Genomic DNA, 19,746 nt, shown 5'->3' on the forward strand with positions numbered 1-19,746 from the left:
GCATTTATCACATCGTTTTTCACAGCATAAAATATTTGAAATATATTTCTATAATGAAAAGAATAACCCTTTACATCGAAACCTATCGAAATAGCCTTAATAGATGAGCAATGAAAGTCCATCATGAGTTCAGGATCCGAGAACCGGCGTTCGCATTCCCGAGCCGGTTCTCGTGCAGCTATCCGCGGGTATATTCGATGATATATCTCGGAAAAATATCTTTTTATGGTCGTAAGATTGAAATACGACGGATGGGATATCAATTATAGAAGGTTGCTATGCAGAGTTCTCGGCATATGGGCCGAGCAACACCAGAAAATTGGAGGGAGGTACGGTTAGGATGTTCGAAACGGTTTTGGTCCCCACGGACTTCTCCAAGTATTCAGATAAGGTCCTCGAGTGCGTCGGCGGATTGCCCGGGGTGAAGAAGGTCGTCCTCCTGAACGTCATCGGTCCAGTGGACCCTTTGGCCACGATCTGGAACCCTGGAGCCAGGCTGAAGGTGGCCAAGAAGAAGCTGTTAGATCAAGCGAAGCTTCTGGAGGCCCAGGGGCTCGAGGTAGAGCAGAGGGCAGAGCCGATGCTCGAGGGAGAAATATTCAGGAACATCCAGGAGGTATCCGAAGAGGAGGGGGTCAATCTGGTGGTGATGGGAGCCCGGGGAAAGGGCTTCCTCCAAAACATATTTCTCGGGAACGTCGCCAAGAACGTATTGAGGTACGGCGACAGGCACCTCCTTCTCATGCGCTATAAGATGCTGGAGGGCGGCATCGATCTGGAAGAGTACTGCGCCATGATAACCACCAAGGTCCTCTGTCCCACGGACTTCTCTGAACCTTCAGAGGAGGCGATCCGCTTCGTCAAGGGGATGATTGGGGTCCGCGAGGTCGTACTCTTAAACGTCGTCTTCAGCGGCGAGAGCCAAGCGCACGTCGATGCCAAGATGAAGGAGGCGAGAGAGAAGCTCAATGCCATTAAGGAGGGGTTCGAGAGAGACGGCATCAAGGCCTCCGTCCTGATCAGCATGGGGGACCCTGCCGAAGAGATCATCGCAGTCGCCGAAGATGAAAATGTCTCTTTGGTAGCCATGAGTTCCCACGGCAAGGGGTGGATGAAACAGCACATAGTCGGAAGCGTCGTCTACGAGGTATCCAAGAACGGCACAAAGCCCGTCCTGGTATTGAGGGCAAGCAAAGCTTCCTAGAGCCTCCACCATCATGACAGGGATGGCGCCCAGTATACCGTATTAACTCTCTTGATTCAGCCGTGGAACGGCGCGGCCAGGGCCCCGCAACCGGGGCGGGAGCGACGAGGCGGCCGCGAAGGCGATAAGAGAGGATGCCCTCATCCTGGACGCGGAGTATATTTGATTTTCGACACCAGATGCTCTCTCTCCACCGTAAGAAGGTGCCAGATCCGGGATCTACAGCTTTCGGGCGCTGCATTTCTAAGGACCCAAATTTATCCTCCCGAAGATTCATTCTCACGAATTTCACCGCGCCGACCCGCCAGAGATCATGTTATTATCTATTTTTATTTTAATACTATATTTCTGCAAAACTTATTTTTATTCGAGACTCTGAAACGACGTGGATGAGAATATCCGGCAATTTTTGATTCTATTATGAGTTTCTTTCTTTTGACTCCGCTTTTCAGACCATAATATTGTTCACGACTTTGACCGGAGGTCTGTATCATGATAAATCATCTCCATATCGCTTTTGTCATTTAAAATCATCAATGTTTTCCCTTGGCCATAAAAAATTTAAAATTGCTCTTTATATCATTATTAATCGTTATGCATACGCTTTTGTCATTATAAATCATTATAATAGCTTTTTCGTACTTATAAACAATTAAGACGGGTTTTTTGTCATTATTAATCATTATAATCGTTTATTGGCCCAAAAGGACTTAATATCAGGAGTTTAAGAGGGCGCGCTTAGTTGGAGGATTTATATGTCTGCCATGAAAAAATCACGATCCCCAGGGAAATGGCTTCTGTATCTATTATGCGCCTCGGTTGTGTTTCGCACAAAGTGGCTTGGAGGCTGCACTTCGTGGACCAGATGGATCTCGGGTGCCATCCCAGACAAACCGACCACTGAAAAGAGGAGATCTCCATCAACCAAAAACGTAAGGGAGTCGCAAAAGGTGTAGAGCTGGCAAGAGCTGCGAAATCTCGTATTAATTAGATATTGGTATGGAGGAATGGATTTTATGGTGAGTACAGTCGATATGGGTTTGTTCGGCATATTCTTGCTGGTGCTTCTTTGCCCATTTTTCATAAAGAAAGTTGAGGAGCAGCTGGAGGCCTTCCTGTTTGTTATGGGCGTGTCCGCGGTTACCATAGCCAACGCCTGGCATATGGAGCTGGTGATAGAAGCCATCGAAGAGCCGATCATGAAGGGGATAGTCCCGGCGGTTCTGGTAGCGGGTCTTCTATTCTATTACGGAAGATCTCACGCGCAGAGGATAATGAACGTCCTCTTGGATAAGGTCCCTCTTAAGATACTGGTCTTTCTGATAGTGGTTATCCTGGGCTTATCCGCAAGCCTGATCACAGCCATAATCGCGGCCCTGGTTCTGGTTGAGGTGGTAAGCCTCATGCCCCTAGATCGCAACACCAAAATCAAGCTCACGGTGGTGGCCTGTTTCTCCATAGGTCTTGGAGCAGCTCTGACCCCGGTGGGCGAGCCCCTCTCTACCATAGCCATAACCAAGCTGCAGGGTCCGCCATATCATGCAGGTTTCACCTTCCTGCTGGATACCATAGGCGTGTACATAATTCCAGGGATGCTGGCCTTCGGCTTATTGAGCACGATCATCGTCGGGAAAAAGACGGTCGCAAAGGAGACGGATACCTTTGCGAAAGGCGGTGATACTCTCCGGGACGTGGGGATCAGGGGAGCGAAGGTATACCTCTTTGTTATGGCCCTCCTGCTCTTGGGCAGCGGCTTCAAGATCATCATAGATACTTACCTGATCCACATACCCGCGATGATCCTCTACTGGGTAAATATGTCCTCTGCGGTCCTGGACAACGCCACTCTGACGGCAGCGGAGATCGGCCCTTCCATGGATATCTTCCAGATCAAGGCCATCCTGATGGGGCTTCTCGTCGCTGGAGGGATGCTCATCCCCGGTAATATCCCAAACATAATATCTGCAAACAAGTTGGGCATAACCAGCAAAGAGTGGGCCCGCACCGGCGTCCCCATCGGCCTTGTGACGATGCTGGTCTACTTCGGATGGATATTCTACATTTAGATTACGGGGGCTGATGTCCGAGGATAAACTGATGCGAGGAGGGTTATGATGTACGAGAAGGTGTTAGTTCCAACAGACTTTTCAAAGTATGCGCAAAAAGTCATAGAATGCATAGGGGACGTTCCGGGATTGAAGGAGATAGTGCTCCTCCACGTGGTGGATGCCACCCATCCCTCAAAACGGGGATGGACCCGGGGACCCAAAGTCGAAGATGCCAAGATCGATCTCGCCGACATAAAAGAGCGGCTCGAGAATCTCGGCTTTAAGGTCACCCCCCGGCTCGAGGTGATCACTGAGGCGGACGTCTCCAGGACCATTCAGAGGGTTGCAGACGAGGAGAATGTCTCTCTGATAGTGATGGGCGCTTTGGGAAAGGGCCGCGTCTCTGGCATCCTTCTGGGGAGCGCTTCAACGGGAGTTGTCCGTTTCAGCAACAAAGATACCCTCATCATGCGCTACAAGATGCTGGAGGGGCTTGAAGGGGCAACCTACGAGAAGTTCTGCCCCATGATATTCTCCAAGGTCCTCTGCACCACAGACTTCTCGGAGGCTTCACAGTCATCGATCTCGATGATCAAGGGTCTGAAGGACGTAGTCGGAGAGGTCATTTTGGAGTACGTCGTCTCCAAGGGAGAGACCCAGGAGGAGATCGAAGGCTACGTCGCAGAGGCGAAGGAGAAGCTCGGAGAGATCAAGGAGGATCTCGCCAGCGCGGGCCTCAAAGTGAGAACCCACGTAGACGTGGGCAACCCCCGGGAGCAGATCACGTCCCTGGCCACGACGGAGGATGTATCTCTGATCGTGATAAGTTCCCAAGGCAAGGGCTGGATAAAACAGATGATGGTGGGAAGCACCACCTTTGATGTCGTGAGGACCGCAGAGAGGCCGGTACTGATCGTGAGATCTAAGAAAGGCACTTAGATCTCAAAACCGTTCTTTTTATCATTCAAGGGGTGCTTCGCTACGGACTCGGCATCGGGGCCATCAAAATCCCAGGGGAAACGGCTTCAGCATCTATTACGCGCTGCGATATTATTTCCCATAAAGCGGCCTGAAGGCCGGAGTTCGTGGACCAGATCGATCTCGTATCTTCTCCAAGACGAATCGACCATTGGAAAAAGGATATCTACAACTCCTAAAAACATAAGAGAGTTTCAAGGGTGTGATGTTAGTAGGAGCTGCAAAATCTCACAGTAATCGGATATATTGAGCAAGGAGTCATTATGGTAAGTACAGTCGACATGGGTTTGTTCGGCATATTCTTGCTGGTATTGCTATGCCCATTTTTCATAAAGAAGGTTGAAGAGCAGCTTGAAGCCTTCCTGTTTGTTATGGGCGTGTCCGCGGTTACCATAGCCAACGCCTGGCATATGGAGCTGGTGATAGAAGCCATCGAAGAGCCGATCATGAAGGGGATAGTCCCGGCGGTTCTGGTAGCGGGTCTTCTATTCTATTACGGAAGATCTCACGCGCAGAGGATAATGAACGTCCTCTTGGATAAGGTCCCTCTTAAGATACTGGTCTTTCTGATAGTGGTTATCCTGGGCTTATCCGCAAGCCTGATCACAGCCATAATCGCGGCCCTGGTTCTGGTTGAGGTGGTAAGCCTCATGCCCCTAGATCGCAATACCAAAATCAAGCTCACGGTGGTGGCCTGTTTCTCCATAGGTCTTGGAGCAGCTCTGACCCCGGTGGGCGAGCCCCTCTCCACCATAGCCATAACCAAGCTGCAGGGTCCGCCATATTATGCAGGTTTCACCTTCCTGCTGGAGACGATAGGCATGTATGTAATCCCGGGGATACTGGCCTTCGGCTTATTGAGCACGATCATCGTCGGGAAAAAGACGGTCGCAAAGGAGACGGATATCTTAGCGAGAGGCGGTGATACTCTCCGGGACGTGGGGATCAGGGGAGCGAAGGTATACCTCTTTGTTATGGCCCTCCTGCTCTTGGGCAGCGGCTTCAAGATCATCATAGATACTTACCTGATCCACATACCCGCGATGATCCTCTACTGGGTAAATATGTCCTCTGCGGTCCTGGACAACGCCACTCTGACGGCAGCGGAGATCGGCCCTTCCATGGATATCTTCCAGATCAAGGCCATCCTGATGGGGCTTCTCGTCGCTGGAGGGATGCTCATCCCCGGTAATATCCCAAACATAATATCTGCAAACAAGTTGGGCATAACCAGCAAAGAGTGGGCCCGCACCGGCGTCCCCATCGGCCTTGTGACGATGCTGGTCTACTTCGGATGGATATTCTACATTTAGATTACGGGGGCTGATGTCCGAGGATAAACTGATGCGAGGAGGGTTATGATGTACGAGAAGGTGTTAGTTCCAACAGACTTTTCAAAGTATGCGCAAAAAGTCATAGAATGCATAGGGGACGTTCCGGGATTGAAGGAGATAGTGCTCCTCCACGTGGTGGATGCCACCCATCCCTCAAAACGGGGATGGACCCGGGGACCCAAAGTCGAAGATGCCAAGATCGATCTCGCCGACATAAAAGAGCGGCTCGAGAATCTCGGCTTTAAGGTCACCCCCCGGCTCGAGGTGATCACTGAGGCGGACGTCTCCAGGACCATTCAGAGGGTTGCAGACGAGGAGAATGTCTCTCTGATAGTGATGGGCGCTTTGGGAAAGGGCCGCGTCTCTGGCATCCTTCTGGGGAGCGCTTCAACGGGAGTTGTCCGTTTCAGCAACAAAGATACCCTCATCATGCGCTACAAGATGCTGGAGGGGCTTGAAGGGGCAACCTACGAGAAGTTCTGCCCCATGATATTCTCCAAGGTCCTCTGCACCACAGACTTCTCGGAGGCTTCACAGTCATCGATCTCGATGATCAAGGGTCTGAAGGACGTAGTCGGAGAGGTCATTTTGGAGTACGTCGTCTCCAAGGGAGAGACCCAGGAGGAGATCGAAGGCTACGTCGCAGAGGCGAAGGAGAAGCTCGGAGAGATCAAGGAGGATCTCGCCAGCGCGGGCCTCAAAGTGAGAACCCACGTAGACGTGGGCAACCCCCGGGAGCAGATCACGTCCCTGGCCACGACGGAGGATGTATCTCTGATCGTGATAAGTTCCCAAGGCAAGGGCTGGATAAAACAGATGATGGTGGGAAGCACCACCTTTGATGTCGTGAGGACCGCAGAGAGGCCGGTACTGATCGTGAGATCTAAGAAAGGCACTTAGATCTCAAAACCGTTCTTTTTATCATTCAAGGGGTGCTTCGCTACGGACTCGGCATCGGGGCCATCAAAATCCCAGGGGAAACGGCTTCAGCATCTATTACGCGCTGCGATATTATTTCCCATAAAGCGGCCTGAAGGCCGGAGTTCGTGGACCAGATCGATCTCGTATCTTCTCCAAGACGAATCGACCATTGGAAAAAGGATATCTACAACTCCTAAAAACATAAGAGAGTTTCAAGGGTGTGATGTTAGTAGGAGCTGCAAAATCTCACAGTAATCGGATATATTGAGCAAGGAGTCATTATGGTAAGTACAGTCGACATGGGTTTGTTCGGCATATTCTTGCTGGTATTGCTATGCCCATTTTTCATAAAGAAGGTTGAAGAGCAGCTTGAAGCCTTCCTGTTTGTTATGGGCGTGTCCGCGGTTACCATAGCCAACGCCTGGCATATGGAGCTGGTGATAGAAGCCATCGAAGAGCCGATCATGAAGGGGATAGTCCCGGCGGTTCTGGTAGCGGGTCTTCTATTCTATTACGGAAGATCTCACGCGCAGAGGATAATGAACGTCCTCTTGGATAAGGTCCCTCTTAAGATACTGGTCTTTCTGATAGTGGTTATCCTGGGCTTATCCGCAAGCCTGATCACAGCCATAATCGCGGCCCTGGTTCTGGTTGAGGTGGTAAGCCTCATGCCCCTAGATCGCAATACCAAAATCAAGCTCACGGTGGTGGCCTGTTTCTCCATAGGTCTTGGAGCAGCTCTGACCCCGGTGGGCGAGCCCCTCTCCACCATAGCCATAACCAAGCTGCAGGGTCCGCCATATTATGCAGGTTTCACCTTCCTGCTGGAGACGATAGGCATGTATGTAATCCCGGGGATACTGGCCTTCGGCTTATTGAGCACGATCATCGTCGGGAAAAAGACGGTCGCAAAGGAGACGGATATCTTAGCGAGAGGCGGTGATACTCTCCGGGACGTGGGGATCAGGGGAGCGAAGGTATACCTCTTTGTTATGGCCCTCCTGCTCTTGGGCAGCGGCTTCAAGATCATCATAGATACTTACCTGATCCACATACCCGCGATGATCCTCTACTGGGTAAATATGTCCTCTGCGGTCCTGGACAACGCCACTCTGACGGCAGCGGAGATCGGCCCTTCCATGGATATCTTCCAGATCAAGGCCATCCTGATGGGGCTTCTCGTCGCTGGAGGGATGCTCATCCCCGGTAATATCCCAAACATAATATCTGCAAACAAGTTGGGCATAACCAGCAAAGAGTGGGCCCGCACCGGCGTCCCCATCGGCCTTGTGACGATGCTGGTCTACTTCGGATGGATATTCTACATTTAGATTACGGGGGCTGATGTCCGAGGATAAACTGATGCGAGGAGGGTTATGATGTACGAGAAGGTGTTAGTTCCAACAGACTTTTCAAAGTATGCGCAAAAAGTCATAGAATGCATAGGGGACGTTCCGGGATTGAAGGAGATAGTGCTCCTCCACGTGGTGGATGCCACCCATCCCTCAAAACGGGGATGGACCCGGGGACCCAAAGTCGAAGATGCCAAGATCGATCTCGCCGACATAAAAGAGCGGCTCGAGAATCTCGGCTTTAAGGTCACCCCCCGGCTCGAGGTGATCACTGAGGCGGACGTCTCCAGGACCATTCAGAGGGTTGCAGACGAGGAGAATGTCTCTCTGATAGTGATGGGCGCTTTGGGAAAGGGCCGCGTCTCTGGCATCCTTCTGGGGAGCGCTTCAACGGGAGTTGTCCGTTTCAGCAACAAAGATACCCTCATCATGCGCTACAAGATGCTGGAGGGGCTTGAAGGGGCAACCTACGAGAAGTTCTGCCCCATGATATTCTCCAAGGTCCTCTGCACCACAGACTTCTCGGAGGCTTCACAGTCATCGATCTCGATGATCAAGGGTCTGAAGGACGTAGTCGGAGAGGTCATTTTGGAGTACGTCGTCTCCAAGGGAGAGACCCAGGAGGAGATCGAAGGCTACGTCGCAGAGGCGAAGGAGAAGCTCGGAGAGATCAAGGAGGATCTCGCCAGCGCGGGCCTCAAAGTAAGAACCCACGTAGACGTGGGCAACCCCCGGGAGCAGATCACGTCCCTGGCCACGACGGAGGATGTATCTCTGATCGTGATAAGTTCCCAAGGCAAGGGCTGGATAAAACAGATGATGGTGGGAAGCACCACCTTTGATGTCGTGAGGACCGCAGAGAGGCCGGTACTGATCGTGAGATCTAAGAAAGGCACTTAGATCTCACCTTTTTTGATGCAATTTATTGTATTATATTGTAATTACATTTAAATTCGGCGGGATAAGGCGCAAATCTTAACTATTAAGAATGATAGAATAAGCTTCAATTAGGTGAGGTAGGTGGAAAGATATGCTAGGCACAAAAAATTCTGAATCCAACAAGAAATTCCTGCATACTAGACTCTCCAAGTGCTTCCTATTTGTACTTTTAAGTGGGATCGTATTTCGTACAACGTGGCTTGAAGGCTACTCAACGCGCCCCAGGTGGCTTCCGTCGGCGGTGCCTAATAAAACGGTTGTCGAAATGAAGAGAGACCTCAGAATATGGGGCTCAGTGATTGTGGCCATAGGCATCTCTGGCATCATGCTCTCCGGATTTATGGACCCCGTCTGGGGAATAGTTCTGGTGATATTCGGGGCATCAGCGCTGGGCATTCAAGAACGGAGCATGTTCGTTCCCCTTGGAATGGCCTTGATCTTTGCAGGACTAATAAACGTAAGCTTTGGTGGGTTTGGGATCGAATCGATATTCGGACTCCTGCTGATCGTCTTGGGTGCACAGGAGATCAGAACTATCAGGACTTATGGCTCAAAGGCAGCTTGACACAAAGTCCTGATCCCAGGTGAGAAGTAGTTTTGACCTGTCGATCAATCTCGGCCTCCTAATTGCGGGGTTGAGTTCAACCCCGCAATTTTTGGCGCCATGATATCTTCGGTAATTTGTGATGAGGTGCCGGCTCCAGATGGTTTGCATACCGGTTGCTCATCTCAAATAACCCAGGTTGCGGCCTTTACCGGAAAGCAGCACTGGGATTGAGGTTCACGCAAGAGACCAAAGCTCTACCCTCCCTTCACTTTTATCAGCAGGAGGTCTCTGCTTCCATCACCATGAGACTCCATCGCCCCGGTGATTATGTAGCTCCCATCGGTCGTTTCGTCGACTGCGTTGGCCCATCCATTGCCTCTTCCGCCGAAGGTCCTATCCCACTCCTTCTCTCCTTTCGAGTCGGTTTTGATCAGCCATACGTGACTTTTGTCCGCCGTATTTATCAGCCAGGAGTGCAACGCGCCATCATCGTGTTCCGTTGTATATCCTGCGATGATATAGCCGTCATCCCCCGTCTCCTTGACAGCTATCCCCTCATCAAAACCAGGGCCGCCAAAAGTCTTGTCCCATTCTTTGGTCCCGTTTGAGTCCGTCTTGATCAGCCAGACGTCTTTGCTGCCGTTCCCGAAAGATTCTGTGCTGCCTGTGACGATGTAGCCGAGATCCTTCGCCTCGCGGACAGAAAAGCCAACGTCTTCCCGGGGTCCGCCGAAGGTTCTCTCCCAGAGCCCGCGACCTCTCGGATCCGTTTTTACTAGCCAGATGTCGCTACCGCCTGCACCGCTGGAGGTTGTATATCCTGTGACGATGTAGCCCCCGTCATCTGTCTCCTGGACGGATGAGCCTTCATCAAAGCCGGATCCCCCGAAGGTTCTGTCCCAGGCTATATTCCCCTCCGAATCGGTTTTGATGAGCCAGAGGTTCGTATTTCGGGGGGTCTTTACCAAAAATGCGTTATTAAATCCGGCGCCATAAGATTCTGTGCCGCCTGCAATGATGTAGCCCCCATCGGCGGTTTGCTGGATCGCGTTGGGCCAGTCATTGCCCCGTCCACCAAAGGTCTTATCCCATTCTGGGTTTCCTTCCGAATCGGTCTTGATCAGCCAGATATCATAATCTCCGATCACATGCGGTTTTGTAGCACCCGCGATGATGTAGCCTCCGTCTTTCGTTTCCTGCACCATGAAACCAATATCTTTGCCCATCCCGCCAAATGTCCTCTCCCAAAGGGTATTCCCTTCTGAATCCGTCTTGATCAGCCAGATTTCGCCTATTCGGGAAGCCTTTATCATCCATGAATAAGCGATGTTTTTCTTGTGAGATGTTGTGCTGCCCGTTACTATATACCCACCATCCTTCGTCTCTTGGACCGATGTTCCCACGTCTTCCCCGGCGCCGCCGAAGGTTCTCACCCAGCCGTCCTCCGGAGCGATGCTCTCACTATTTGCCAACACCGCAGAGATTATCAGCAAATAGGTTACTCCTGTAGCCAGCCCCCTCTTAATGATAGCCACAATTAGCACCACCTGGATATCAATTCTTCATTATCAATAATGATCATTATTAATAGTGATAGTATAAGTGGTTTTTGCCCATTCAGCGTGCATCAAGGAACTGATATTAAATAAATTAAAAAAAATTATTCTTATTTCATGATATATATGAGAATTTTTCAGCCCTTAGTTCCGCTATACTCTCTCAAATCAACTACCTACGATTTTTCTCTTTCTATCTCTGGAATGGGATGAAAAATCGCTTTCTTGATAGGATATATCCTTGAATCAGCCTTAACAGATTACTAAATAAATTGCTATTCAATGCGACTATGATATTAGTTCATGAATACTATTAATTCTCACCAACTAATACAGCTTCGGCATTAATAAAATCCATATACACCTACTTATGCCGATATTATCCGGATTTGTTGGAAATATTTACCAAACTATTATTGCAGAAATTCTCTGCCGACTTATGCCCATTCAAAGCGATTTTACAGATCAAAATGTCCACAACTATCACGATTAATAATTATAATTGTTAATCGTGATCTCCATTTTATAATCCGGTGGGTATTTCTTAACCAAAAAGGTTTAATATGTGATTTAACACCTATAATCGTGATGGATCATAAATTTAGTGCCAGATTTGTTGTGGTCCGTCGTTAGGGGGACTGCAATGGTCTTTGAGACGCTGAAAATGGTGAAAGGGGCGGAGAGGGAATCTCTTTCCAAGCTCGAACGCGCCAATAAGGACGCCGAAGAACTGGTAATCAAGGCCAATAAAGCAGCAGAGGAGCAGGTAAACAAGGTGATTGAAGAAGCTGATGCGGAGGTTGAGGCTCTTATTGAAGATAAGATTTCACAGGCAAAGAGGTCCGCCAACGAGATTATCACGGAAGGTGAGCGCGAGGCACGACAGCTTTCAGAGCGGGCTCAGTCGAAGATCTCGGACGCGGGAGCATTTGTAGCGTCACAAGTAATCGGGTGATCGGATGTTTCGACCAGTCCAGATGAGACGGTTGCACATCGTCGCATTGAGCAAATACAAGTATCCGCTTATCCAACGACTCCATGAGCTCGGCGTCGTTCAGATGACCGATGTAACCCGGACGATGGAATCACCCGAATGGGCGCAGCTTCTAGAAAAGCACCCATCAGATCCGACCATAAGGCAGATTACAGCCCAGGTCATGTCTTTTAACAAGATACTCGACTTTTTCGGTGCAGTCTCTCCCCTACCTGAGGACAACTTCTTTAAGATGCTCTTCAGCCCATCCCCGCCCAAGAAGATGGAAGCTGAAAAGGTCTACGGAACGAAACTGTTGGAGAGGTCAGAGAGACTTTTAGAAGAGGCCAATGCTGCGGTAAGAGAGCCTGAAGAGCGTCTGAATCGGGTAACTTCGGAGCTTGGCGAAATCTCCACCAAGGTGGAATCTCTTGAGAAGATACGAGATTTCAGGGTCGATCTTGCCGACGTCGTCAAAACGGATCTTCTCACCGTTCTGATCGGCATCGCGCCAAAAGAGCGCGCCAGCGACATGACCAGCAAGCTCAGCGAGATAACCAACGGGATCTGTTACATCGGATCTAAAGATATCTCGCAGATCGAATCTGTTGTATTGGTGGTTGCCCTCTCAGAGGTCTCGAAGGACGTCTCAGATTCCCTGAGACGGATCGGGTTTGAGAGGATGGATGTTAGCGGTCTATCTGGGACCCCAGCGGAAGCGCTCTCGACGCTTGGTGAAAGAAAAGCATCTCTCGCCTCTGAAGAGGAGTTTCTCAGGTCTGAGATAAAAAAGCTGGCCGAGCGTTGGAGGGACAAACTGCTGGTACATCGGGAGCTTCTCCTGATCGAGAGAGACAGGCTTGACGTGCAGACCAACTTCATGAGGACCGACGAGACCTTCATCTTGGAGGGGTGGATACCCGCAAAATCCATCGGTTCTGTTAAAGAAGAGGTCTTGGAGGTCACCAAGGGATACTCGGTGGTCAAGGAGTCCAACCCGAATCCTTCTCCTGATGATATTCCGGTGTACCTTCAGAATCCGCCATTCATCAGACACTTCCAGGTTCTGACGGAGCTCTATGGCCGTCCAAAGTACCACGAGATCGATCCAACTTTCATGTTAGCGCCGGTATTCATGCTCTTCTTCGGGATTATGCTGACCGATGCCGTATACGGCGTGATGATGGCGGCGGTGGGATTGATGTTACTTCGCGGTGGTGGCAGGTACAGCTCATCGGTGAAGGATTTCGGCGTCATCTTTGCGGCGATCGGTTGCGCGACGATAGGGTTCGGCATCCTGACAGGTGGGTATTTTGGCGACTTTGCTTTAAAGTATCTCGGAATATCGGCTCTGAGGCCTATAATATTCGATCCGATGGTAGACGTGCAGCTCTTCTTGATTCTGGTTCTGGTGATCGGGCTGATTCATCTGAACCTCGGACTCCTCATCGGGTTTGCGGAGAACGTCAAGGGGAAGCAGTACAAAGATGCCGTTGGAGACCAATTCTGGCTCTTCCTTCTGCAGGGTGGCATAGCGCTGCTCATGATGGATATGAAGTCGATAGGCGCGGTCTTCTTACTGATCGGCGTCATATTGGTCGCCATAATCCACGGGCCGCTCTTCTTCTTCGATATTACAGGCTACCTCGGAGATGTGCTATCATACGCCAGGCTTCTGGCTTTGGGTCTGGCCACCAGCGGGATAGCTATGACCGTAAACATCCTCTCATCCATGGTAGACAGCGTTCCTTTCATCGGAATCGTGCTGGGGGCGATCGTCTTTGTCGTCGGGCACATCTTCAATTGGGGGATGAACGGTCTGGGCGGCTTCGTCCACGGGATAAGGTTGCACTATGTAGAGTTCTTTAACAAATTCTACGAGGGCGGAGGATCTGAGTACAGGCCTTACAGGATAAGACGGGAGCTGACCAAAGAGTAGCTATCTGAATTATGGTTGAAATATGGTGTAGTAGCTATATTACTGTATACATCGGTTATCAGGGAGGATAAAAGTATGGATATAAGTACAGGTGTTGCACTGGCCGCAGTCGGTGCAGGCATATCAATGGGCGCAGCCGCAATTGGTGCCGGCATTGGAGTAGGCATCGCCGGAGCTGCGGGCGCGGGTGCGATAGCGGAAGATCCGGGCAAGTTCGGAACAGCCCTCGTTTTCCAGGCGCTTCCCCAGACTCAAGGCATCTATGGTTTTCTTGGGGCTGTCCTGATAATGATCGGTACGGGCATCCTCGGCGGTTATGCTGCGTTCGAGTCGGCGGCCACTTCGTTGGCTGGCTTGATGGATACCACTCCGGAGAATGCAGCGCTGATCATGGGACTTGCCGCTGTAGGAGGTGGCCTATCCGTTGGGCTTGCCGGGCTTTCGGCCATCGGTCAGGGGATAACAGCAGCCGGCAGCATAGGAGCGGTCTCGAAGGAACCTGGAGCCTTTGGCAAGTGTATGGTCCTCACCGTCATGTCTGAGACATTTGCAGTCTTCGGCTTGTTGATAACGATCCTGATCTTGGTAGGTTTGAATCTGCTAGGGGCGTAACTCTCGGGTGATGTATCATGGGTTCTGAAGGGGCCGATAAGATCGTTCATGAGATTGTCAGGATCACAGACGCCCAGGTTGAATTGATCCTTCAGCAAGCCCGGAAAGATGCTGATGATATACGAGGAGAGTCCGAGAAGAAGGCACAAGCGAAGAAATCAGTGATACTGGGAAAGGGGCAACAACAGGCAGAGAGGGAATATCAGAGGATACTGGCAGACGCGAAGATGCAGGTCAAGCGAAAGATATTCGATGTGAAGGAGGATCTCATAAAGAAGGCCTTCGTGGACGCTGAGGCAAGGCTAAAGAGATTGGCGGATACTTCAGAATACGGCGACGTTCTGAAAAAAATGATTGTGGAATCGGGGGTTGTGGTGGGGGGCGGACCTCTCGAAGTGCTGGTGAGGGAAAGGGACAGAGCCCTCCTCTCCGAGAAGGCCCTGGCCGATCTTGCCGAAGAGATCTCAAAGGCGACGGGCAAGGATACCGCCCTTGAACTGTCTGAGGAGGTCATAACCACCATCGGTGGAGCCGTAGTTCGGAGCAAGAGCGGCAAAATTGAGGCCGATAACACCATCGAGTCCAGAATCAGCAGGATCGGGAGCGAGCTGAGGTTCAAGGTAGCTGAGATACTCTTCGGGGGAGCATCGTGACGCTGGAAGAGTTGGCTGCAAGCCTCGGCTTTCCTTCATTTGTGCCCCTATTCGCTGTAGCTCTGGCTTTGGCTCTGGTTGTCGGGCTCATCATCCTTGTGCCGATCCTCCTTCGGGTGATCGAGATAGCAAACTACGCCTACTCGAATTCTCGAATCCAGGTGATGTCGAGCAGAATCATCCCGGAGGAGAAGCTCAAGGAGATGATCGAGGCGTCTTCTCTGGCAGAGGTCGTGGCAGCTCTGGAGCCTACGGATTACTCACCGTACCTGCATGAGATGATGGAGGAGCGTTCAGAGGCTATCGAGAGGGCGCTGAATAGACATACCGCCGATTCGTACAGAGAAGTGGCCACCATGGTGCCCATGGACTTGAAGGCGGTATTGGCCGTCCTCCTCAGAAAGTGGGACATCTACAATATCAAGCTGATCCTCCGAGGGGTTTATGCCGAAAGATCACCCGACGAGATTCGGGCCGATCTCGTCCCGGTGGGCGAGCTGGCCCCTTCAAAGATCGGCGAATTGGCCGAGGCCAGAAGCTTGGAAGAGCTGGTCTCCAACCTAGATGGCACCCCTTATTCCCGCTTGGCCGAATCTCTTCAGCTCTTCGATCAGACCAGAAACCTCACAGTTCTCGAAGCAAGACTCGATAACATCCTTTATGAAGATGCCTGGAAGGATATGACGAGCAAGCCCCTCGACGAGAACCTTCTCGCCCTGAAGAATTATCTGGCCACCAACATAGACGTTGTTAACCTGAAGTTCTTGTTCAGGGCGAAGAAGGACGGATTGACAGCAGGTAGCATAGAGGGCTATCTGGTGAAGGGGGGAGGTCTCCAGGAGAGCTTGATCAAGAGCATCCTCGAAATGGATACGGTCGACAACGTCGTGGCAGCGCTAGAGGGGACCAAGTACTACCAGCCTGTGCTGGGGGCAGTTCCAGAATACGAATCTACAGGATCGGTGCTGCCGATAGAGCTCGCTCTGGACGGTTACCTGGTGAGGGTCGGCAAGAACATCTCAATCACACAGCCTTTCGGAATCGGTCCCGCCATCGGCTATCTCTCCATGAAGGAGATGGAGATCCGGAACGTCAGAACTCTTGCCAGAGGAATAGAGGCGGGCCTCTCTCCTGACGAAATACGCAATCTCATTATGAAGGTGGGTACTTGAGTTCGATGAAGATAGCCGTTATCGGCGACTCGGATACTGTGAGCGGCTTCAGGCTTGGAGGAGTGACCAGGTCGTATGTGGTCAGAGTCGAGGAGCCGATCGAGGTCATTCTTGCGGAGCTGATCGGCGATGAAACGGTTGGGGTCATTGCTATAACAGAGCGGTTGGCGGATGCAAACCGTTCGGCCATAGATGAGATAACCAAGGGCAAGAAGGCTGTCACACCGATTCTGGTGGAGATTTCGGACAAAAATGGCCCTATCGTTCGTGAGGTCGATCCACTGAAGGCTCTAATCAAGAGCGCCATAGGAGTTGAGATTTAAGGAGGGATATTGTTTGAGCATTACAGGACGCATTTATAAAATTTCTGGACCTCTCGTAGTCGCCGAAGACGTAAAAGGCTGCGTCATGTACGAAGTGGTCAAGGTTGGGGATATTGGGCTGATGGGCGAGACCATTCGGCTTGATGGCGATCGCGCCTATATCCAGGTCTATGAGGCCACCGAGGGGTTGAAACCGGGCGAACCGGTGGAGACGACGGGGTCGCCACTGACGGCGGACCTCGGCCCGGGGATCCTGAAGAACTTCTACGACGGGATTCAGAGGCCTCTTGAGGGGCTGAGGGAGGCGGCTGGAGATTACATCACCCGGGGGCTGACCGTACCCCCCCTTAATCCCGAAACTGTCTGGGATTACACACCCGTTGCCGCTGAAGGCTCTTCCGTTGAGACGGGGGACGTTCTAGGCACGGTGCCGGAGACAAAAGTCATCACGCATAGAGTTCTCGTCCCCCCAGGGATTAGGGGAAAGCTGACAAAAGTACGAGAGGGAAAGCTCCACGTCACCGACTCCGTCGCAACCCTTACCAAAGAGGACGGAAAAGAGGCGAACCTCACCATGTCGCACCGGTGGCCCGTAAGGGTTCCGAGACCTTATAAAAGGAAGCTGGATCCCTTCGTGCCCCTGCTCACAGGCCAGCGGATTTATGACACCTTCTTCCCGCTGGCTAAGGGAGGATCTGCGGCCATTCCTGGCGGGTTTGGCACCGGCAAGACGGTATCCCAGCATCAGCTCGCCAAATGGGCTGATTCTCAGGTGGTCGTGTATGTAGGATGTGGTGAGCGCGGAAACGAGATGACCGAGGTTCTGGACACCTTCCCCCTTCTCGACGATCCCACCACCGGCGAAAAGCTGATGGAGCGGTCGACTCTCATCGCCAACACCTCCAATATGCCGGTCGCCGCGAGGGAGGCGTCGGTCTACACCGGGGTGACCCTAGCTGAGTTCTATCGTGATATGGGTTACGACGTGGCGGTGATGGCGGATTCGACGTCCCGATGGGCAGAGGCGATGAGGGAGGTTTCGGGAAGGCTCGAGGAGATGCCGGGAGAAGAGGGATACCCTGCATATCTTGCATCCAGAGTGGCCGATTACTACGAGAGGAGCGGACGTGTGATAACCCTCGGATCCGGAGAGGAGAGGTTGGGTTCGGTCTCCCTGGTGGGAGCTGTCTCTCCGCCGGGGGGCGATCTTTCAGAGCCGGTCTCGCAGAACACGCTCCGCGTCGTCAGCGTCTTCTGGGCCCTCGACTCGACCCTGGCAGACAGGAGGCACTTCCCGGCCATTAACTGGCTTAGAAGCTACTCTCTTTACCTAGACGTGCTCGGAGATTGGTACAAAAAGAACGTCTCAGAAGACTTCTACGAAGTTCGGACTGATATGATGGTCCTCCTCCAGAAGGAGGCCGAGCTCCAGGAGATCGTCCAGCTTGTTGGCGCGGACGCGTTGCCAGAGAAGGAGCGTCTGGTTCTTGAGGTCTCCAGGATGGTGAGGGAGGATTACCTTCAGCAGAACGCCTACCACGAGATAGACTCCTACTGCTCCAAGGAGAAGCAGCTGATGATGGCGAGGACGATCCTGGCCTTCTACGACAGGGCGCTTAAGGCGATGGATGCGGGAGCGTCTATCGCGAAGATCGAGACCATCCAGGTGAAAGATGAGATCGCCAGGATGAAGTACGTGCACAATACGGAATTTCCAGGGCGGTACGAATCGATGCTCAAGGCCATAGAGAGCCAGTTCTCTGCACTGGAGGGGTAGATCAGATGTCAAAAACCACAACTCGTGAATATACGACCGTAAGAGAGGTGGCAGGCCCCCTCATGGTGGTAGAAGGCGTTGAGGGGGTGGCCTATGGTGAGATCGTGGACGTGGTCCTGCCCGACGGCGGCACCAAGCGGGGCCAGGTGCTGGAATCCCGAAAGGGTGTCGCTGTAGTTCAGGTCTTCGAGGGGACCAGCGGGATCGATACGCTATCGACAAAGGTGAGGTTCACAGGCGACATCATGAGGATGCCGGTCTCGATGGACATGATGGGCAGAATTTTCGACGGCCTCGGAAGGCCGATAGACGGCGGCCCCGAGATCATCGCTGAGGAGTATCTCGACATAGCAGGCGCTTCCATCAACCCCACCGCCAGGGCGTTTCCCAACGAGTTCATCCAGACGGGGATCTCGACGATCGATGGAAACAACACTCTGGTACGCGGCCAAAAGCTTCCCATCATGTCCGGCGCCGGATTGCCGCACAACGATCTTGCAGCACAGATAGCGCGACAGGCCAAAGTTCGTGGCACAGAGGAGCCCTTTTCGGTGGTCTTTGCGGCCATGGGGATCACTCACGAAGAGGCGAGCTTCTTTATGAGGGATTTCGAGAGGACCGGCGCCCTGGAGAGGATAGTGGCCTTCATCAACCTCGCAGACGATCCCGCCATCGAGAGGATCATCACCCCGCGGATGGCTCTCACCGCGGCCGAGTATCTCGCCTACACCTGTGACATGCATATCTTGGTGGTGTTGACGGATATGACGAACTACTGTGAGGCGCTGCGAGAGATATCTGCCGCTAGAGAGGAGGTTCCTGGAAGAAGGGGATATCCTGGCTACATGTATACCGATCTTGCGACCCTCTACGAGCGTGCAGGCAGAGTTAGAGGTGCCAAAGGTTCGATCACGCAGGTCCCAATACTCAGCATGCCTGATGACGACATCACCCATCCTATACCTGATCTGACCGGCTACATCACAGAGGGGCAGTTCGTTCTGAGCCGAGAGATGCACCGAAGGGGGATCTACCCGCCCGTTGACATTCTGCCAAGCCTCTCAAGGCTGATGAACGAGGGGATCGGCGCGGAGAGGACGCGGGATGACCACTCTGGAGTATCCAACCAGCTCTATGCTGGTTATGCTGAGGGGCGCGATATGCGAGATCTTGTAGCGGTGGTTGGAGAAGAGGCTCTCTCAACCCGAGACCGGCTTTATCTCAAGTTCGCAGATCGCTTCGAGAAGGAGTACGTTACCCAGGAAAGGGATGAGGACAGGACCATCGAGCAAACCCTCGATCTTGGGTGGGAGCTGTTGACAGATCTGCCTGAGGGTGAGCTCAAGAGGATCGACGAGAAGTACATCAAGAAATATCACCCGAAGTACAGAACCGCTTAGACCCGCCCGGCTCTCTAA

Annotated in this window: 17 protein-coding genes; 16 read left to right on the forward strand and 1 reads right to left on the reverse strand. The window is 52.0% G+C overall.

Annotated elements, in window-relative coordinates; genetic code table 11:
• Positions 1-340 precede the first annotated feature (340 nt).
• The 8 genes from MHAR_RS01155 (at position 341) to MHAR_RS13165 (ending at position 9,341) form a co-directional block, all read left to right on the forward strand.
• Positions 341-1,204: a universal stress protein gene (locus MHAR_RS01155; RefSeq protein ID WP_014585806.1), complete on the forward strand. Its 864-nt coding sequence runs from the start codon at positions 341-343 to the stop codon at positions 1,202-1,204.
• A gap of 1,016 nt (positions 1,205-2,220) precedes the next feature.
• Entirely contained in the window at positions 2,221-3,270 is a 1,050-nt protein-coding gene (locus tag MHAR_RS01160) for a DUF1646 family protein (protein ID WP_014585807.1), read from the forward strand.
• 45 nt (positions 3,271-3,315) lie between these two features.
• A complete protein-coding gene (locus MHAR_RS01165; RefSeq protein ID WP_143763220.1) occupies positions 3,316-4,191 on the forward strand; it encodes a universal stress protein in 876 nt (291 codons plus the stop codon).
• A 302-nt stretch (positions 4,192-4,493) separates the two neighbouring features.
• Positions 4,494-5,543: a DUF1646 family protein gene (locus MHAR_RS01170; protein ID WP_048144218.1), complete on the forward strand. Its 1,050-nt coding sequence runs from the start codon at positions 4,494-4,496 to the stop codon at positions 5,541-5,543.
• A 45-nt stretch (positions 5,544-5,588) separates the two neighbouring features.
• Complete coding sequence (locus MHAR_RS01175) at positions 5,589-6,464, forward strand: universal stress protein (RefSeq protein WP_143763220.1); 876 nt, start codon at positions 5,589-5,591, stop codon at positions 6,462-6,464.
• Between the two features lie 302 nt (positions 6,465-6,766).
• Positions 6,767-7,816: a DUF1646 family protein gene (locus tag MHAR_RS01180; RefSeq protein ID WP_048144218.1), complete on the forward strand. Its 1,050-nt coding sequence runs from the start codon at positions 6,767-6,769 to the stop codon at positions 7,814-7,816.
• A gap of 45 nt (positions 7,817-7,861) precedes the next feature.
• Positions 7,862-8,737: a universal stress protein gene (locus MHAR_RS01185; protein WP_143763220.1), complete on the forward strand. Its 876-nt coding sequence runs from the start codon at positions 7,862-7,864 to the stop codon at positions 8,735-8,737.
• 130 nt (positions 8,738-8,867) lie between these two features.
• Complete coding sequence (locus MHAR_RS13165; protein WP_143763221.1) at positions 8,868-9,341, forward strand: hypothetical protein; 474 nt, start codon at positions 8,868-8,870, stop codon at positions 9,339-9,341.
• Between the two features lie 236 nt (positions 9,342-9,577).
• Here the strand turns inward: MHAR_RS13165 and MHAR_RS01195 are convergent, their stop codons facing one another.
• Entirely contained in the window at positions 9,578-10,870 is a 1,293-nt protein-coding gene (locus MHAR_RS01195) for a hypothetical protein (protein WP_228369585.1), read from the reverse strand.
• 652 nt (positions 10,871-11,522) lie between these two features.
• Between MHAR_RS01195 and MHAR_RS01200 the strand changes: the two genes are divergently transcribed.
• From MHAR_RS01200 to MHAR_RS01235, 8 genes are all read left to right on the forward strand, one after another.
• Positions 11,523-11,834 carry a V-type ATP synthase subunit G gene (locus tag MHAR_RS01200; RefSeq protein WP_014585811.1) on the forward strand — a complete coding sequence of 104 codons (312 nt, stop codon included), beginning with the start codon at positions 11,523-11,525 and terminating at the stop codon, positions 11,832-11,834.
• A gap of 31 nt (positions 11,835-11,865) precedes the next feature.
• A complete protein-coding gene (locus MHAR_RS01205) occupies positions 11,866-13,791 on the forward strand; it encodes a V-type ATP synthase subunit I (protein WP_014585812.1) in 1,926 nt (641 codons plus the stop codon).
• Between the two features lie 75 nt (positions 13,792-13,866).
• Positions 13,867-14,403, forward strand: a complete 537-nt coding sequence (locus MHAR_RS01210) for a hypothetical protein (RefSeq protein WP_048144222.1) — start codon at positions 13,867-13,869, stop codon at positions 14,401-14,403.
• 17 nt (positions 14,404-14,420) lie between these two features.
• Positions 14,421-15,056 (forward strand): V-type ATP synthase subunit E, encoded by a 636-nt coding sequence (locus tag MHAR_RS01215; protein WP_014585813.1) that lies wholly within the window; start codon positions 14,421-14,423, stop codon positions 15,054-15,056.
• Positions 15,053-16,228, forward strand: a complete 1,176-nt coding sequence (gene ahaC, locus MHAR_RS01220; protein WP_052300968.1) for an ATP synthase A1 subunit C — start codon at positions 15,053-15,055, stop codon at positions 16,226-16,228. Before MHAR_RS01215 ends, ahaC begins: the two co-directional genes overlap by 4 nt.
• 5 nt (positions 16,229-16,233) lie before the next feature.
• A complete protein-coding gene (locus tag MHAR_RS01225; RefSeq protein WP_048144739.1) occupies positions 16,234-16,551 on the forward strand; it encodes a V-type ATP synthase subunit F in 318 nt (105 codons plus the stop codon).
• 13 nt (positions 16,552-16,564) lie between these two features.
• On the forward strand, positions 16,565-18,328 hold the full coding sequence (locus tag MHAR_RS01230) for a V-type ATP synthase subunit A (RefSeq protein WP_014585816.1): 1,764 nt from the start codon (positions 16,565-16,567) through the stop codon (positions 18,326-18,328).
• Positions 18,329-18,333: 5 nt separating this feature from the next.
• Positions 18,334-19,728, forward strand: a complete 1,395-nt coding sequence (locus tag MHAR_RS01235; protein ID WP_014585817.1) for a V-type ATP synthase subunit B — start codon at positions 18,334-18,336, stop codon at positions 19,726-19,728.
• Positions 19,729-19,746: the final 18 nt, after the last annotated feature.

The sequence above is a fragment of the Methanothrix harundinacea 6Ac genome (assembly GCF_000235565.1).
Classification (GTDB): domain Archaea; phylum Halobacteriota; class Methanosarcinia; order Methanotrichales; family Methanotrichaceae; genus Methanocrinis; species Methanocrinis harundinaceus.

Excerpts from the sequence above, each read along its gene's own strand:
- MHAR_RS01185 (WP_143763220.1), top strand. The coding sequence starts at position 7,862 with ATGATGTACGAGAAGGTGTTAGTTCCAACAGACTTTTCAAAGTATGCG.
- MHAR_RS01225 (WP_048144739.1), top strand. The coding sequence starts at position 16,234 with ATGAAGATAGCCGTTATCGGCGACTCGGATACTGTGAGCGGCTTCAGG.
- MHAR_RS01175 (WP_143763220.1), top strand. The coding sequence starts at position 5,589 with ATGATGTACGAGAAGGTGTTAGTTCCAACAGACTTTTCAAAGTATGCG.
- MHAR_RS01215 (WP_014585813.1), top strand. The coding sequence starts at position 14,421 with ATGGGTTCTGAAGGGGCCGATAAGATCGTTCATGAGATTGTCAGGATC.
- MHAR_RS01165 (WP_143763220.1), top strand. The coding sequence starts at position 3,316 with ATGATGTACGAGAAGGTGTTAGTTCCAACAGACTTTTCAAAGTATGCG.
- MHAR_RS01235 (WP_014585817.1), top strand. The coding sequence starts at position 18,334 with ATGTCAAAAACCACAACTCGTGAATATACGACCGTAAGAGAGGTGGCA.
- MHAR_RS01160 (WP_014585807.1), top strand. The coding sequence starts at position 2,221 with ATGGTGAGTACAGTCGATATGGGTTTGTTCGGCATATTCTTGCTGGTG.
- MHAR_RS01180 (WP_048144218.1), top strand. The coding sequence starts at position 6,767 with ATGGTAAGTACAGTCGACATGGGTTTGTTCGGCATATTCTTGCTGGTA.
- MHAR_RS13165 (WP_143763221.1), top strand. The coding sequence starts at position 8,868 with ATGCTAGGCACAAAAAATTCTGAATCCAACAAGAAATTCCTGCATACT.
- MHAR_RS01170 (WP_048144218.1), top strand. The coding sequence starts at position 4,494 with ATGGTAAGTACAGTCGACATGGGTTTGTTCGGCATATTCTTGCTGGTA.
- MHAR_RS01210 (WP_048144222.1), top strand. The coding sequence starts at position 13,867 with ATGGATATAAGTACAGGTGTTGCACTGGCCGCAGTCGGTGCAGGCATA.
- MHAR_RS01155 (WP_014585806.1), top strand. The coding sequence starts at position 341 with ATGTTCGAAACGGTTTTGGTCCCCACGGACTTCTCCAAGTATTCAGAT.
- MHAR_RS01200 (WP_014585811.1), top strand. The coding sequence starts at position 11,523 with ATGGTCTTTGAGACGCTGAAAATGGTGAAAGGGGCGGAGAGGGAATCT.